This is a genomic window from Streptococcus hyovaginalis DSM 12219 (assembly GCF_000420785.1).
GTDB lineage: Bacteria > Bacillota > Bacilli > Lactobacillales > Streptococcaceae > Streptococcus > Streptococcus hyovaginalis.
This window is the reverse complement of the sequence record NZ_ATVP01000014.1, coordinates 1-17,709: the sequence shown is the minus strand read 5'-3', so window position 1 is coordinate 17,709 and position 17,709 is coordinate 1. Positions and strand designations below refer to the sequence as shown.

Sequence of the window (17,709 nt, the reverse complement as noted above, 5' to 3'; positions counted from 1 at the left end):
TCTTATTGTACCAAAATCCCAATTTTATATTAGTAAAAATTTAGTAAAACTATTGCAGTTAATAAAATGGAGCATTACAATAAAATCAAGAAATCAAAAAAGGAGACTTTTACATGGAATCACAAGATTTAAAGCAAGCTTTTGTGGCTGTTTTTGGAAGTCAAGCAGATGCCACTTTCTTTTCACCAGGTCGGATCAATCTGATTGGTGAGCACACCGACTATAATGGTGGTCACGTTTTTCCAGCTGCTATTACCCTGGGAACTTACGGCGCAGCTCGAAAGCGCGATGACAAGACTTTGCGTTTTTACTCAGCCAATTTTGATGATTTAGGCATTATTGACGTCAGTTTGGATCATCTAACCTTTGATCCAGCAGATGCTTGGGCCAACTATCCTAAGGGCGTGATCAAGTTCTTACAAGAAGCCGGTCACACGATTGATACTGGCTTTGATCTCTATGTCAACGGAAATATTCCAAATGGTGCTGGCTTATCATCATCAGCTTCCTTAGAACTTTTGACAGGAATTGTCCTTGAAGAACTCTTTAATCTTAAACTAGATCGTCTCGATTTAGTCAAAATTGGTAAACAAACGGAAAATGACTTCATTGGGGTTAATTCAGGTATCATGGACCAGTTTGCCATTGGTATGGGAGCGGACAAACAAGCCATTTACTTGGATACCAATACGCTTGACTACGAATTGGTTCCCCTTGATTTGGGAGACCATGTCATAGTCATTATGAATACCAATAAACGCCGTGAACTGGCGGATTCTAAGTATAATGAGCGCCGTTCGGAATGTGAAAAAGCAGTAGAAGAACTAAACGAAGGACTAAGTATTAATACTCTGGGAGAATTAGATGCAGACACATTTGATCAGTATGCTTACCTTATCAAAGACGAGAAACGGCTCAAACGTGCCCGCCATGCTGTTTTGGAAAATCAAAGAACCTTTCGTGCTAAAGAAGCCCTTGTATCAGGAGATTTGGAAACTTTCGGACGCTTACTTAATGCTTCTCATGTGTCTCTTGAGCACGACTATGAAGTTACAGGGCTAGAATTGGATACTTTAGCCCACCTTGCCTGGGAACAAGAAGGTGTCTTGGGGGCTCGCATGACTGGGGCAGGTTTTGGTGGTTGCGGTATCGCTATTGTTGCCAAAGACAAGGTGGACACCTTTAAAGAAACTGTCGGAAAAACTTATCGAGAAGTTGTTGGTTATGACCCAGATTTCTATATTGCTGAAATTGCGGGCGGTTCACATGTCCTAGAGAGAAAATAAGTTATGAAACTGATTGATCAATTTATCGCCAAGGTTATTGCAAGCAGTGCTTATACTGAAATGGATCGGACTTACCTCTTTAATCGTGTCCTAGCCCTTATCGGTGAGGCTAGTGGCAATCCAGAGACCCAGTCAGAGACCTTGATTGAGTTGAAAGAAGAGTTGGTAGATTTGGCAGTGGCAAATGGCAAAGTAGGTGCCCTATTTGAAGAAAGAGACTGTTTAGGGGCAGAGTTGATGAATCTCATCACCCCTCTTCCTAGCAAGATCAACAGAGACTTTTGGGAAATTTATCAGAGCTCACCAGAAGAAGCTATTGCGGATTTTTATGCCCTTTCTCAAAAAAATGACTACATTAAACTGGCAGCTATTGCTAAAAATGTCGCTTTTACAACAGCCTCTCCATATGGAGAGTTAGAAATCACCATTAACCTATCAAAACCTGAGAAGGATCCTAAAGCCATCGCAGCAGCTAAAAGCATGGTAGCCTCTAGCTATCCCAAGTGTCAGCTTTGTATGGAAAATGAGGGCTATCAAGGACGAGTTGACCATCCTGCGCGTGCCAATCACCGCATCATTCGTCTCCCCTTAGGTGATGAAACATGGGGCTTTCAGTATTCTCCGTATGCCTACTTTAATGAGCACAGTATCGTCTTAAATACCGAGCATGTGCCTATGGTTATTAGCCAGAAAACTTTTGAGCAACTCCTAGCTATTGTCGATCTCTTGCCAGGCTATTTTGTCGGTTCCAATGCGGATTTACCTATTGTTGGCGGTTCTATTTTGACCCATAATCACTATCAAGCAGGTCGCCATGTTTTTCCCATGGAAAAGGCGGATATCATCAAGAGTTTTAGGTTTAAGGGATTTGAAGGGATTGAAGCTGGTATTGTAAACTGGCCTATGTCTGTTTTGCGTTTGACGGCTGATGACAAGGATGAGTTGGTAAATTTAGCAGAAGCCATTCGCTTGGCATGGCGTGACTATAGTGATGTCGATGCCGATATTATGGCTTATACAGGGGACACGCCACATCATACCGTTACGCCCATTGCTCGCAAAAAGGCGGGTCGATACCAATTGGACTTGGTTTTGCGAGATAATCACACGTCACAAGAGCACCCTGACGGCGTTTATCATCCACATGCGGATGTGCAACACATTAAAAAAGAAAATATTGGCTTGATTGAAGTCATGGGCTTAGCCATTTTGCCACCAAGACTCAAAAAAGAACTCCTAGAAGTTGAAAAATACCTTCTCAACCAGTACAATGAAATGGCAGATTATCACAAAGATTGGGCTGAACAGATTCGCTTAGCTCATCCTGAAATCAGTCAAAACAATGTACAGGATTTTGTTCGTCAAGCAGTGGGACAAACCTTTGCTCGCGTTTTGGAAGATGCAGGAGTTTATAAAAATCAAGTTGATTTTATGCGCTTTGTGGAAAGTATTGGATTGGCAGAAGCCTAGAAAGTTAGGAGAAGATGGGAATTTTAGTATTAGGTGGAGCAGGTTATATCGGCTCACACATGGTTGACCGTTTGGTGGAGACAACAGATGAGACGGTAGTTGTTGTTGATAATTTGGTAACAGGACACCGTGCGGCGGTGCATCCAAAAGCTAAGTTTTATGAAGGCGATTTGGCAGATCAAGGATTTATGCGTCAAGTTTTTAAGGAAAATCCTGACGTCGATGCCATTATTCACTTTGCAGCCTACTCTTTGGTAGCAGAATCCATGGCAGATCCTTTGAAATATTTTGACAATAATACGGTCGGTATGGTTAAGCTTCTAGAAGTCATGAATGAAGCAGGGGTTAAGAAAATCGTCTTTTCATCGACAGCTGCTACCTACGGTATTCCAGAAGAGTTGCCCATTAAAGAAACGACCCCACAAAAGCCCATCAATCCTTACGGCGAAAGTAAGCTTATGATGGAAACTATCATGAAATGGGCTGATCAGGCTTATGGGATTAAGTTTGTACCGCTTCGCTACTTCAATGTTGCGGGTGACAAGCCAGATGGTTCTATCGGAGAGGATCATCGTCCAGAGACCCATCTCTTGCCGATTGTTCTTCAAGTGGCTCTTGGTCAACGTGATAAAATTGCTATCTTTGGTTCAGATTATGATACCAAAGACGGTACCAATGTCCGTGACTATGTGCATCCCTTTGACTTGGCTGATGCCCACCTTTTAGCGGTTAAATACCTCCGCGAAGGCAATGAATCAACAGCCTTTAACCTGGGTTCTTCCACAGGTTTCTCAAACCTTGAAATCGTTGAAGCAGCCCGTCGTGTGACAGGCAAGGAAATCCCACTTGAGATGGCTGAGCGGCGTCCTGGCGATCCGGACAGTCTTATCGCAGAATCAAGTAAGGCGCGTGATATTCTCGGCTGGAAACCACAATTTGATAATATCGAGAAAATCATCGAAACTGCTTGGGCATGGCATTCAAGTCACCCTCATGGTTATGATGACTAATTGACGTTTTCATAGTGGGGTCAAAAAGAATCCCATAGGTCGGGGTTGACCATTAAGCCAGCCCTTTTGGCTAGAGAGGATGGGATGATTGGTTCTTATCAAAGGACAATACGATTAGGATAGATACAAACAGTCAATCAATCCCACAAGTTGGAGAAGAAGTTGTTTAGACGCTACCCGGACTTATTTCAGATGATTGAATCTCTTCTTTTTAAAGTGTAAAATAAGAAGAAATGAACAAAAGTGAGGATTTCTTATGTCAGAGTTTGCATCAGCTTTTAACCTTATCTCAGCTGTAGCGGCTGAAGATGCCATCCAGAATCGAGAAAAAGTCATTCTTTTTGTTGGTCGTCCAACCTGCCGCTATTGCCAACGCTTTGAACCCAAATTGACAAATGTCTCCAAGGCAAATCATCTTTCTGTCGACTACCTTCATTCAGAAGATTTTTCACAAATAGAAGCTATTCAAGCCTTTCGTGATAAGTACGTTATCAAAACCGTCCCAGGTCTTTTGGTAGCTGAAAAGGGTCAGGTCTGTGTGGTCTGTGACTCATCACTTTCTGAAGAAGCCATTCTAGATTTTATTGGCTAAGACTTTAGGCGGATTTTAAGGAAATAGCAGAGCTAACCTTGTTTGTTGGCTCTTTTTTTACTATAATGATAAGTAACATATCTTTGGAGGAGGAACTAATGCCAACATTACTAATTATGGTTGTTGTTATGGCAGGGATGATGTATTTTACAACCCGTCAGCAAAAAAAAGCGGCACAAGAGCGCCAAAATCAAATGAATGCTCTTACTAAAGGTGATGAAGTGGTTACCATCGGTGGCCTTTATGGCTTGGTCGATGAGGTTAATCAAGCTGAACAAAAAATTGTTTTGGATGTGGATGGTGTTTACTTGACTTTTGAATTATCCGCAATCAAACGTGTTGTGACAAAAGTTGGTGATATCCCAGGTGAGGTTGGTTTAGTTGATGAGTCTGCTATTACGACCAACATTTCAGAGGATTCTGCCGTCGAACCTAGTTAAGACTGGACATTATGTCCAGTCTTATATTGTTGGATTAGCAAAAATTCTAATTAAACAAGTTTAGTAAATTTTTTTACTAACTAAATAAGGAGAAACAGGGCTTGACTTCGGTATTATCTTGGGAATAAAGTTACCTAGAATTTATCTCAAAGTATGGGGGACTGTGAAAAGTCAGGGATAACATAGCCTTGTGATTTCTATTCTGATCTGGATTTATACGAATTAAAACAAACTCTGTTCCTTCTAGATTTCAGTCTCCAATGGCTGAGGCATCTTTGGAGTTGATTCGGAGGACAAGTGATATTTTATTGATGAGTGGGGTTCTTTCTCGCGCCTTTTCTTTGTTAGAAGGCAGAAAAGATTGTTTGTTAGAGGTATAAACCGTGGTGAATTCCTCTATACTTGTGGTAAAATAGGTATGATTATACTGTGATAAAGGAAAAAACATGTTTGGATTGAAACGTAAAAGGAAAGAGCTTATTTTTGATAAGATTCCAAATCATATCGGGATCATCATGGATGGAAATGGGCGTTGGGCCAAAAAGCGTCTGCAGCCACGTATCATGGGGCACAAGGCTGGTATGGATGCTTTACAAAAAGTGACGATTGCCGCTTCGGATCTTGGGGTGAAAGTTCTAACGGTTTACGCCTTTTCAACAGAAAACTGGTCACGTCCTGATGACGAAGTCAACTTTATCATGAATCTTCCAGTAGAATTTTTTGACAAGTACGTCCCGGAATTGGACAAAAATAAGGTCAGAATTCAAATGATTGGGGATCAGTCTCGTCTCCCTCAGGAAACGCAGAAAGCTCTCGAAAAAGCTCTAGAACAAACCAAACATAATTCTGGTCTGGTTCTCAATTTTGCTTTGAACTATGGCGGACGTGCAGAGCTGGTCGATACGATGAGAGAACTAGCTCAGGATGTTCTAGATGCACGTTTAAATCCGGGAGATATCACAGAGGATTTGATTTCAGGACATCTCATGACCAGTCACCTCCCTTACCTCTATCGTGATCCTGATCTGGTGATTCGTACGAGTGGGGAGTTACGTCTCAGCAATTTTTTACCTTGGCAATCAGCTTATAGTGAGCTTTATTTCACAGATACACTTTGGCCAGATTTTGATCAGCAAGCTCTAAAAGAAGCCATATCAGACTATAATCGCCGCCATCGCCGCTTTGGTGGCTTGTAACCTAGAAAGGATTTTTAATGAAACAACGCGTCATTTGGGGAGCGATTGCTTTGGCGATCTTTGTTCCCTTCTTATTGATTGGGGACCTGCCCTTCCAGATTTTTATTGGCATATTGGCTATGGTTGCCGTTTCGGAATTGCTTCGTATGCGACGTTTGGAAATGTTTTCTTTTGAGGGTGTCTTAGCAATGTTAGCAGCCTTTTCGTTGGTTGTTCCTTTGCAAAATTATTTTACATTTTTACCTGTAGACGGCAGTTTTACTGTTTTCGGGTTGATGATGTTTCTTTTATTAGCAGGAACAGTCATTTCGAGCGATCAGTATGCTTTCGATGATGTAGCTTACCCTATTTTATCCAGTCTTTATGTTGGTATTGGTTTCCAAAGCTTAGTCAATGCACGGATTGCCGGTTTGGATAAAGTTTTCCTAGCGCTTTTCATTGTTTGGGCAACAGATACAGGTGCTTATTTGATTGGACGTCGTTTTGGCCAGCGAAAATTATTGCCGAAAGTATCGCCTAATAAAACGATCGAGGGTAGTCTCGGAGGGATTTTGTCGGCTGTACTAGTGTCACTTGTGTTTATGCTATTTGATAAAGACGTTTACGCACCACATCATTTTATAGTGATGTTAGGGCTGGTAGCTATCTTTAGCGTTTTTGCCCAGTTCGGTGACCTGGTAGAAAGTGCTATTAAACGCCGCTTTTCTGTCAAGGATTCTGGGAAATTGATTCCTGGTCATGGTGGTATTTTAGACCGTTTTGATAGCATGATTTTCGTTTTTCCGATCATGCACCTTTTTGGCCTATTTTAACAAAAACAGAGAGGAAAAATGATGCAGGGATTATTAGTATTTATTCTGATCTTTGGTGTCTTGGTAGTTGTTCATGAGTTTGGGCATTTCTATTTCGCCAAAAAATCAGGCATTTTAGTCAGAGAATTCGCCGTTGGTATGGGGCCAAAAATTTTTGCTCATACAGGGAAAGATGGCACTGCCTATACGATTCGTATTTTACCTCTAGGTGGATATGTGCGAATGGCAGGCTGGGGTGATGATAAGACAGAGATTAAGACAGGGACGCCTGCAAGTTTGACACTCAATAAGGAAGGAGTTGTTACGCGGATTAATCTGTCACAAAGACAAGTCGATCAGACCAGCCTACCGATGAATGTAACAGCTTATGATTTGGAAGATCGCTTGACCATTACGGGTCTTGTCCTGGAAGAGACAAAGACTTATCCTGTCCATCATGATGCTACCATCGTGGAAGAGGACGGGACAGAGGTACGCATTGCGCCCCTAGATGTCCAATACCAGAATGCAACAGTTTGGGGGCGGATGATAACAAACTTTGCGGGACCTATGAATAACTTTATTCTAGGGACCTTAGTCTTTATCCTCCTGATGTTTGTTCAAGGTGGTACCCCTGATCCAGAAACCAATCAAGTGCGTGTTACCGATGGAGGTGCCATGCAGGTGGCTGGTGTCAAGGATGGTGACCGCATTCTACAAATCGGCTCCAGCCAAGTCAGCAATCGGGAAGATTTGACCGTTGCCGTCGATAAAACAACGCAAAACCTCAAAAAAGGGCAGAGTATTGATGTACTCGTTAAGGCGCAAGATGGTCAAGAAAAGATACTATCTGTGACGCCAAAAAGTTCCAACGGGAGCTTTATTATCGGTGTTATGCCTGGTTTAAAAACTGGGTTTATAGACAAGGTTGTTGGCGGCATTAGAGAGTCCTGGCAGGGAGCTACCGTGATTATTAGGGCCCTAAAAAACCTGATTACAAATTTTAGCCTGAACAAATTGGGCGGTCCAGTAGCGATGTATCAAATGTCTAACCAAGCTGCTAAAAGCGGTCTGGTAGATATTTTGTATCTTATGGCTATGTTGTCTATTAACTTGGGGATCTTTAACCTTGTTCCTATTCCAGCACTTGATGGTGGTAAGATTTTCATTAATATCATCGAAGCTATTCGCCGTAAGCCACTTAGTCAAGAGGTTGAGACTTATATCACCTTGGCAGGTGTGGGCATCATGTTAATTCTTATGATTGCAGTGACCTGGAACGATATTATGCGTGCTTTTTTCTAAATTTTGATAGATGATATAATCTCGATCCCTATTATCTGACAAACAAATTCTCATGACTTATTAGCTATGTTGTCTCTTATCAAAGAGAGACCTTCCCAAAACTGCCGCTTTTTGTGGTGGTAGCTGAGATTCTTCTACCAATGAGAAATCCGTGGTAAGTCATTAAATTTGCGTAAAATCTTGATATTGAGATGATTCATTGCTACTAGGGATCCAGCTAAATCTCTGATCAATACTCTCAGACTTTTTCTATCTTTTTTAAACTAAACCAGAAAGGAAAGTGTTCTCTTTACGGATAAAGGAACACGCCCTGCTGCTAGATCTAAAAGAAAAGCTGTTTCTCTTTTGATCGTGCATGTTAAGGGCTTTGTAGTTTACTTTTATGAAACAATCTAATATGCTTATTCCAACGCTTCGCGAAATGCCTAGCGATGCTCAAGTTATCAGTCATGCTCTTATGGTTCGAGCGGGTTATGTTCGTCAGGTATCTGCTGGTATCTACGCTTACTTGCCACTTGCCAATCGTGTGATTGAAAAATTTAAAACCATCATGCGTCAAGAATTTGACAAAATTGGTGCGGTGGAAATGTTGGCGCCGGCTCTTTTAACAGCTGATCTTTGGCGTGAATCAGGTCGTTACGACACTTATGGTGATGACCTCTACAAGCTACAAAATCGCGACAAATCTGATTTTATCTTGGGTCCCACTCATGAAGAAACCTTGACTTATTTGGTACGTGACTCGGTGAAATCTTACAAGCAATTGCCGCTTAACCTTTACCAAATCCAATCGAAATACCGTGATGAAAAACGTCCTCGTAATGGTCTGCTTCGTACGCGTGAGTTCATCATGAAAGACGGTTACAGTTTCCACAAGGATTATGAGGATTTGGATGTTACTTACGAAGATTATCGTAAGGCTTATGAAGCTATCTTTACCCGCTCTGGTCTTGATTTTAAAGGTATCATCGGTGACGGTGGTGCAATGGGTGGCAAGGACTCACAAGAGTTCATGGCTGTTACACCTGACCGGACAGACCTTGAGCGTTGGGTTATTTTAGACAAGTCTATTCCGTCTTTAGCTGATATTCCTGAGAATGTCTTGGAGGATATCAAAAAAGAACTCTCCTCATGGTTAGTATCAGGGGAAGATACGATTGCTTACTCGACGGAATCAGGTTATGCTGCTAATCTCGAAATGGCAACCAATGAATTTAAACCGACAACCAAGGTGGTGTCACAAGAGTCCTTGGTACAGGTGGAAACACCAAATTGTAAAACGATTGATGATGTTGCAGCTTTTCTGGATATTTCTGAAGAAGATACGCTTAAGACACTTGTTTTCAATGCCGATGGTCAGCTAGTTGTTGCACTCCTTGTTGGCAATGACCAAGTCAATGATGTGAAATTGAAAAATTATCTTGGCGCGGATTTCCTTGAAGTAGCTAGTGAAGAAGAGGTTCGTCCAGTCTTTGGTGCTAGCTTCGGTTCACTAGGCCCTGTTAATCTACCAGAAAATGTACGTATTATTGCTGACCGCAAGGTCCAAAATACGGCTAATGTGGTTACTGGTGCCAACCAAGATGGCTTCCACCTAACTGGTGTTAATGCAGAGCGTGACTTCAAAGCAGAATATGTCGATATTCGTGAAGTTAAAGAAGGTGAAGTATCGCCTGATGGTCAAGGGACTCTTCAATTCGCTCGCGGTATCGAAATTGGTCACATCTTCAAATTGGGAACACGCTATTCAGATAGTATGGGGGCTAATATCCTTGATGAGAATGGTCGTGCGATACCAATCGTTATGGGTTGTTATGGTATTGGTGTGAGCCGTATCTTATCAGCCGTTATTGAACAACACGCTCGACTCTTTGTCAACAAAACACCAAAAGGCGATTACCGCTTTGCTTGGGGCATTAACTTCCCTAAAGAGTTGGCACCGTTTGATGTGCATCTGATTACTGTTAACACCAAAGATCAGGCGGCGCAAGACCTCACGCAAGCTGTTGAGCAAAGATTGATGTCCAAAGGCTATGAGGTCTTAACAGACGATCGTAACGAACGTGTCGGCTCTAAATTCTCAGACAGTGACCTTATCGGCTTACCAATCCGTGTCACCGTCGGTAAAAAAGCAGCTGACGGTATTGTTGAAGTTAAAATCAAAGCAACTGGTGACAGTATCGAAGTTCATCAGGATAACTTGATTGAAACCTTGGAAATTTTGACGAAAGAATAAGTCAATCCAAAGTGAAATTGAACAGTCAATAACATAATAATTCATGAGACATGAGTATCTGTTTTGAAACTTATGTCTTTTATTTATTCCAACAATTTTCAATAAGAGATGAAGCGGGAAAGAATTAACTGATTAAAGATAGGAGTGTGAGAGACATGTTGTTTTGATATATTTTAGGCATAGAATAAAAAGCATAAGCGTTTGTAATTGTTTAAACTTTATATATAAAGTTAATACATGTTGACTTTTTAGGGAAAAGTGTTATATTTATATAAGAAAGCGCTTACCTTAGTTAAGGGACGAGGTAAGAAAAGAAAAAAAGGGTGTCAGTCTTGGAGTGTCCTTGGATTGAACTCTATTTTTCTGTGCAAAAAATAAAATTAAAAAGGAGGTTTTTTAGTTCTAGTTACCATACTTTTGAAGTCTCACCAATACGCTAGCCTCTAAAAAGGATAATATGCCGTATGGTGTCCCAATCGTAGGTTATTTTTAAATGATTATTTTGGATATTGCAGTCCCTAAAATAGGTATTTGAAATGGTAATATGATAGGTGATAGTATGAAAAGTATCAAAGAATTATGTCACAAAAATTTACGTTATGCTGTTCGTAAAACAAGTTTAGGGGTAGGTTCTGTTGCGATAGCTTTTGTTCTTGCAGGCTCCCTCCCTTCTCAATTGGTTCAAGCTGATGAATGGGATGATTATATGAACTCTGTACTCTTCCCAGATGTTGGCGGGGAAGGGGAACCACAGCCGAGTGGAGCCGTAGAAGCTCCTTCAGAAGAAGTAGTGACAGAGGAACCTATGGTTAATGAAGAGTTGAAAGCTCTTCAAGAAGAAGCGAAAGATATTTTTACATTTGATGAAGGACAGGCCCAGTCAACAACAGGCACGCAGGGACAACTACAGGGTAATGCTGCTGCTATTGAAGGGAGTGACGATATTTTTGATCAATCTCTTGAATTAGGACAAGGTACAGATAACGCCTTGAAGCTAGATGATTACATTAACACTGGAGATAAGGACACAACTTATTTCTTATGGAATAAATACGATACCAGTGTTCCAGAAAATAGTCCAGGCAAAAAAGCCATCATTCTTCAGCAAGATGGTAGTGGTAGGACGATTCTCTATCGTAAGCCAGACGGTTCGTATGGTACATTTATCAACGGTAAAGATGGGGTTAGTCAAGGCCAAGCTTCCAATGATCAGTGGGAAAATATAGCCCTGGTGATTGATCAAGAAAATAAAATAGGGAAATTTTACCTTAATGGTGAATTTGATAGTCAGGTTGATTTAGGAAATAACGTTGTCAATGAGACAACTGGATTGATTATTGGTGCTCATAAAAATCCAGGTTCGCAAGACCCTCATCCATTCCGCGGCCAGATTGATGATCTTCAAATTTTTGAACGCGTCTTGACAGATGATGAAGTTTCTTTGCTTTATTCTGAAAAGGCAATGGCTATCGTTACACGTGACCAATTAGAACCTCTAGTTGCTGAGGTATCACAGCTTATTTCTAGCCTGGGTTTTAATGGTAGTACTCAGGAAGGTCAAGTGCTAACCGCTGCATTTGATCAAGCACGGAAACAAGCCAAGGATTTGGAGAGCTTAAAAATAGCAGTTACAAATCTCAAAGAGGCTTATCGAGCATATCAAAATTTGGTGCCAAAGCCTGTTACTATTGATTCGGAAGATGTTCTTCGCACAATTGATTCGTCAAGTATTTTCGGTATTAATCATCGCTATGCTTTTAATGGTTATGGTTCTTTTGATCCTGAGACAGGGCAAATTCGTGATGATTTTAAAACTCTTTTTGATCAAGTCGATTTTGGGTCATTCCGTTATCCAGGGGGAACCATTTCCAATCTTTTCAATTGGAAAACTGCTATCGGTCCAGTAGAGGGTCGAAAAGATCAAATTCATGGTTTCTATAACAATCCTGGTCAAGGAGGAATTGCAGCTAATTTTGGGTTGCCAGAATTGATTAGTTTTGCGGATCAGGCTGACTCTGAAATTGTGTATGTCTATAGTTTAGCCCGCGGAAATGCCCAGGATGTGGCAGATTTAATGGAATATTTTAATGCTGAAGTGGGTACTAATATCAATGGCGGTATTGACTGGGCTGCAGTTCGTGCCCAAGATGGACATCCAGATCCAATCAATGTGCGCTTCTTTGAGATCGGAAATGAGATGCAACAAGGTGGTGCTACAGGTGATGGCCAATGGTCGCAACAATATTGGGTACAATTTGTACCAGGAAAAACACCAGTAGAAGCCTATATCGATGGTGGAACAGCAGTTCTCAACCGTCAATATGCTGTTAAAGAAGAGGACTGGAACCGAACAGCCTCCTATAGCGATGGCACAGCTAATCAAGTCTTTTACATGCGGTATGCCAATGTTAACCCCAAAATGTTAGACACATCAGGAAACATTGTAGACGATCCAGATTTTGTAGCAGTAAATTCAGGTAGTGTCCAAGTCTTTGTTAACGGCATGGATGATTGGAGTGAGGTAAGCAATTTTGATAATTCTAGGGCGACTGATAAGCACTATGTGATTGATTACAGCACTGGTTTTATTCACTTTGGAGATGGTGTTCATGGCCAAATTCCTGGACGAAATCAACAAATTACAGTCTCTTATTCTGTTGAAAAAGATGGTTTTAATGCTATTTCACAATCTCTAAAAGATACCATGAAAGCTATTGATGAGGCTGAAGGAGAAAACCGAGAGGCTAATGTTTATACTAGCTTTGAATCTTCTGGTTTTATTGATTTAATGCGTAGTAGAGATACTGAAGATCTTTATGATGGGATGACCATTCACCCTTATTCAGGCACCGTTTCGGGTGGTTCAAATACAGCAGTCTTCTATGATAATGCTATGAAGAAAGCAGAAGATGTTGGTATCCAGCATGTGCAAGATTATGTCAACATGCTGCCGGAGGGAAAAGTTCCTGTTATTAGCGAGTTCGGTATCTTTAGAAATACAGAACCTCAGGTTCGCTCGCTAACAGGTGCACTTTACACTGCTAAAGTGATGATGTCTTATGTCACTTTAGGTAGCCCTTATATTCAACGTCACACTCTAGTTGACTGGTACAGTTCAGGTGCGGATTCACTTGGTCCCACTCAACAAGCAGTTATTCAAGCGGTCCCAATCGATGGTTCGAGTACTTTGACAGGGGAAGGGGAGTTTGATTTCTTCTTGACCCCATCGGCTTTAGTTATTGAAATGTATAATGACATGCTTGGAAATGACATTATTAACGCTCAAGTCGAAGGAATTGAAAAACTCGAAAATGGTGTCAATCCTGTTAATGTTTTGGTCAGCAAAGATGAGGAGGGAAATGTTTATATTGCTGCAGTTAATGTAGCCCGTGACATGGATTATGTGCTAGATCTCAATATTCGTGGGATTAACTTGGATGGTAAATTAATCGATGTTCAGGAGCTAACAGCCGATGACATCGCTGGTGAAAACACCTTAGAGAATCCTAACGCCGTTCAAATTAAGAGGACTAGTTATCTCAGCGATAAAGACAGTACTTTTACCCTCTCAAAACATTCTTTTGTTGTCTTAAAAATCAATCAAGCCCTCGTTCCTGGACCAGTTCTTGAACCTATTTCAGACCAAGAAAAAACTGAGGAGGAATTGGTTTTTGAACAGGTTGATCCAGAACAACTACCTAATGATGGTTATGTTTATTCTGATCTTGCCTATAAAGGTACTCTGCTTCTTGCGGATACTTATACTTCACAAAGAAATATCTCTCAAGATGATGTGACATCAGCTCTATCGGATCCGACTTATTTAGATAAGGTCTTTACTATCTATCCAAGTCCTCAATCGATCACTTATAGAGAAGGAGTGGCAGATTTGACTGGTGGCGTACAGCTGATTATTGGTCAAGGTGTGGATGTCTATACCATCAATCTGGCTAAGAAAGTATTACAAGAACATCAGATTTCTTACACTCTAACAGATGTCTTTGATCCTGAATCTACTCTTCTCCCGATTCTACTTGGTGTTCTTGAACGCAGTCAAGCTATAACAGGTCAGGAGGCCAATCCGGAACTCTTTGAGAGCAACCATTATGATGCATACTCCCTATCTATTGCTCCTAGTTCGATTAGTATTCTAGGTGCTACAAGTGATGGTGTCTTTTATGGTCTTCAAAGTTTGGAAGATATGTTATCTGACAGCGATCTTCCTCTTTTAAGAAGTATTCTTATCGAAGATTATGCAGATGTCAAGAATCGTGGCTTCATTGAAGGGTACTATGGAGAACCGTGGTCAGTCGAAGATCGGATTGCACTGATGAAATTTGGTGGCGAAATCAAGATGAATGCCTATTATTTTGCACCAAAAGATGATCCTTATCATGATAGTCAATGGCGACAACTTTATCCAGAGCATGAGCTAGAAGCCATTGAGGAAATGGCTCGTATTGGTAATGAAACCAAGAACCGCTTTGTTTGGACCATTCATCCGTTCCAATCTCAACGCTTAACTTTTGGAACAGCTTATCAAGGGGATTTACAAATCATCAAAGATAAATTTGACCAACTAATGGCACATGGTGTGCGTCAGTTTGGAGTTTTAGCAGATGATATTGATAATGTTGGCGATCCAAATGACTATGTTCGTCTTATGACAGATTTAACGAATTTCCTTAAAGAGCGTCAAGCCACCTATCCAGATTTAAAAGTGGATATGATTTTTGTCGCACCAGGTTACACCTATGCAGCAGCTAGTGGAGCGAACTATACTTTACGTATCTTGAATCGTAATTTACCTGATACCGTGGACTTAACCTTGACAGGTGGTAAAGTCTTTGGAGAGGTTTCTAATCAGGTTCTTGATAACTTTACAGATGAAAATGGCAATCAGTACAAACCAATTCATATGTGGATTAACTGGCCAGTAAATGACCAGTCTCGAAACACGCTCATCATGGGTGGTGCCGAATATTATCTTAAACCAGGTCTAGATCCAGCGAAAGTTGCGGGCATCATGCTAAACCCAATGATGGAATCTGAACCTTCCAAGGTAGCCCTCTTTAATGCGGCAGAATATACTTGGAATATTTGGGATGATGAGGCCCATGTTGAATCGCAACGTCCAGCACAATTTGCCTTTGTAGACCATGGCGACTATAGCCCAAGTACTACCTCAGAAGCTTTGGATCTTTTGGCTTCCAATCTAGCCTTTAACGGTGGACAAGCGGATGTCTACGCTGAATCTGTCTATCTCAAAAAACCAATTGCAGATTTCCAAGAGGGTTTGACAGATGGTAGTCTGACTGCTGAAGAAGTCAATCAATTAGCTCGTTATTTCCGTGACATCAAAGAGGCGGCTGAGCTTTATTTGACAGATGGTAACTCTGCTTTGGTAGATCAAATGCGTCCATTCTTGCTGGATGCAGTTGACAAGATGACTGCCTTGGTTCCATTAGTTGAAAATGCCATTAATCTAGATAGCAAAAATCAAACAGCAAGCACTCCATTTGGTCGCTCGGATGCAGATGCAATTGCTCAAATTTATAAGGCGTATACTATTGCTAAGGATGCCTATGCAAAATCGTTGCAGCATAACTTCGTTTACTTCCAAGCTGGCAATGAAATACGGGAAGCTGAATTCGGTGTGGAAGTCATCACACCATTCTTGTCAAGTCTTTTGGCAAGCTATGAAAACCAATTGAATGCTTTATTCAGCAATCATGTTAAGGGAGCAATTGTTGAAACAGAAGGTTTGATCGAAGAGACTGGTGAGGAAACGGCGGATTTAGGAAATGCCATCGATGCTAATTTAGAAACAGCCTACAGTAGTGCATCAAGCGATGGTCAAATCTTATACCATCTATCTCAAGATCCACAATTAACTGGCCCAATCAACCAAGTAGTGCTGATTACAAGAATAGATGAGGGTGTCCAAGCTACGCTCACAGCTATTCTAGAAGATGGTAGTTCACTTGATCTTGGTCAGATCAGAGATGGTTTAAATCTTTACAATACGCAACAAAATGTTACGGATCTGAGTCTCAACTGGACAGGTGGTACCTTGTCTCTTGTCGATATTGCTGGAAAAGGCATTCCTTCTATTCAGGAAGTGATCAGTAATATTTCCCAAGAATTGAAAAATGATCAGTTGAATCAAGAAAGTAAAGACGCGTTAGCTTATCTTTTAACTAAGGCTAATAGCCTATTGGAAAATTCTACTTCGGATCTTGAAGAACTAAATACTGTTCAATCTCTATTAGAGCAATCTCTTTCTAGTCTCTTCAACTCTGAGCGTATTCCTGCAAGTGAAATAACTGCTCGCAATGACGCGTCAGAACTCCTTCGGGCTAACCAACCGATCACTAATGCCTTTGATGATAATCCTGAAACTCAATGGCACACTAATTGGGATGGCGTTCCGATGGAAGACATGACCATCTATGCGACCTTAGACCAACCTTCAGTGATTGATAGTATTCGTATCCTAGCACGTCCTTTGGGGAATAAAAATGGTGTTATTCAAGTGATGGATGTGTATGGTAGTTTGACAGATGATCCTGCGGATGCTTTCTTGATTGCCCAAGGTATCCAAACAGGATTGCAAGCTGGTGCAGATCGTACACTCCCTCTTGATAATGATAAAGCACTTAAGATGCTTATCATTAAGCCGACTGCTACTGATGGTGAATCCGCTTCACTCCGTAATCAATTTGCCTCAGCTCGTGAAATCAGCTTCACGCGACTTATCGCTAATGATAGTCTGAATTCAGAATTATTGGCAAGCATTGAAGCATTGCGTCAATCAGATCAGAAAGAAGCAGAGGAAGCAGATATTGATTATAGCTCTCTAGATGCTCTCATAGATAGTTATGATTTGATGACATCGGATCCTCGTTTTACCTATCTTCCTGTTGAAGTAAAAGATCAAATTACTCATTTTATTTCCAATCGTGAACTTATCAAAGAGAATCCAGAGGTAACGCAAGACCTGATTAATCAAACAACGACTGTACTCCAACAGCTCTTACAAAACTATCAAGCATTGTTGGAGCAGATTGTCATTCACGATACTGGAGACCAAGGTGGTGATACTGAAGTTCCGGTGAATTCGGATACAGATGATCAAAGCGGAGATACGGATGTTCCGGAAAAACCAGATGAACAGGATCTAGTTGTTGATCCAGACGAAACGGTAACGGATAAGGGTGATCCTGTTTATACGGAACCAGCCCCAAGCTTCGATCTTGCTGCTGATGATGACAATGATGGTTTCACGAATGGTCAAGAGTTAACTGCTGGTAGTGACTATCAAGATCCTACTTCACAACCAGTCTCAGACACCCCAATTGATGAACCGGAAACAACTGTGAC

Annotated in this window: 10 protein-coding genes; all 10 read left to right on the top strand. The window is 41.1% G+C overall.

Annotation, left to right across the window (positions count from 1 at the left end):
- Positions 1 to 113 precede the first annotated feature (113 nt).
- Entirely contained in the window at positions 114 to 1,286 is a 1,173-nt protein-coding gene (locus G574_RS0109060; protein WP_029691916.1) for a galactokinase, read from the top strand.
- A gap of 3 nt (positions 1,287 to 1,289) precedes the next feature.
- Positions 1,290 to 2,756 carry a UDP-glucose--hexose-1-phosphate uridylyltransferase gene (galT, locus tag G574_RS0109055; RefSeq protein ID WP_029691915.1) on the top strand — a complete coding sequence of 489 codons (1,467 nt, stop codon included), beginning with the start codon at positions 1,290 to 1,292 and terminating at the stop codon, positions 2,754 to 2,756.
- 14 nt (positions 2,757 to 2,770) lie between these two features.
- Positions 2,771 to 3,766 carry a UDP-glucose 4-epimerase GalE gene (gene galE / locus G574_RS0109050; RefSeq protein ID WP_029691914.1) on the top strand — a complete coding sequence of 332 codons (996 nt, stop codon included), beginning with the start codon at positions 2,771 to 2,773 and terminating at the stop codon, positions 3,764 to 3,766.
- A 256-nt stretch (positions 3,767 to 4,022) separates the two neighbouring features.
- Positions 4,023 to 4,358: a DUF6568 family protein gene (locus tag G574_RS0109045; RefSeq protein WP_029691913.1), complete on the top strand. Its 336-nt coding sequence runs from the start codon at positions 4,023 to 4,025 to the stop codon at positions 4,356 to 4,358.
- Positions 4,359 to 4,456: 98 nt separating this feature from the next.
- Positions 4,457 to 4,798, top strand: coding sequence for a preprotein translocase subunit YajC (gene yajC / locus G574_RS0109040; RefSeq protein WP_029691912.1), 342 nt, complete (start codon positions 4,457 to 4,459; stop codon positions 4,796 to 4,798).
- A 446-nt stretch (positions 4,799 to 5,244) separates the two neighbouring features.
- Complete coding sequence (locus tag G574_RS0109035) at positions 5,245 to 5,994, top strand: undecaprenyl pyrophosphate synthase (RefSeq protein ID WP_029691911.1); 750 nt, start codon at positions 5,245 to 5,247, stop codon at positions 5,992 to 5,994.
- A 17-nt stretch (positions 5,995 to 6,011) separates the two neighbouring features.
- Positions 6,012 to 6,806 carry a phosphatidate cytidylyltransferase gene (locus tag G574_RS0109030; protein ID WP_029691910.1) on the top strand — a complete coding sequence of 265 codons (795 nt, stop codon included), beginning with the start codon at positions 6,012 to 6,014 and terminating at the stop codon, positions 6,804 to 6,806.
- Positions 6,807 to 6,824: 18 nt separating this feature from the next.
- Entirely contained in the window at positions 6,825 to 8,090 is a 1,266-nt protein-coding gene (gene rseP / locus G574_RS0109025; protein WP_425423293.1) for an RIP metalloprotease RseP, read from the top strand.
- A gap of 382 nt (positions 8,091 to 8,472) precedes the next feature.
- A complete protein-coding gene (locus G574_RS0109020) occupies positions 8,473 to 10,326 on the top strand; it encodes a proline--tRNA ligase (RefSeq protein WP_029691908.1) in 1,854 nt (617 codons plus the stop codon).
- Between the two features lie 559 nt (positions 10,327 to 10,885).
- A partial coding sequence (locus tag G574_RS11135; protein ID WP_051130563.1) for a beta-N-acetylglucosaminidase domain-containing protein occupies positions 10,886 to 17,709 on the top strand: 6,824 nt, incomplete at its 3' end.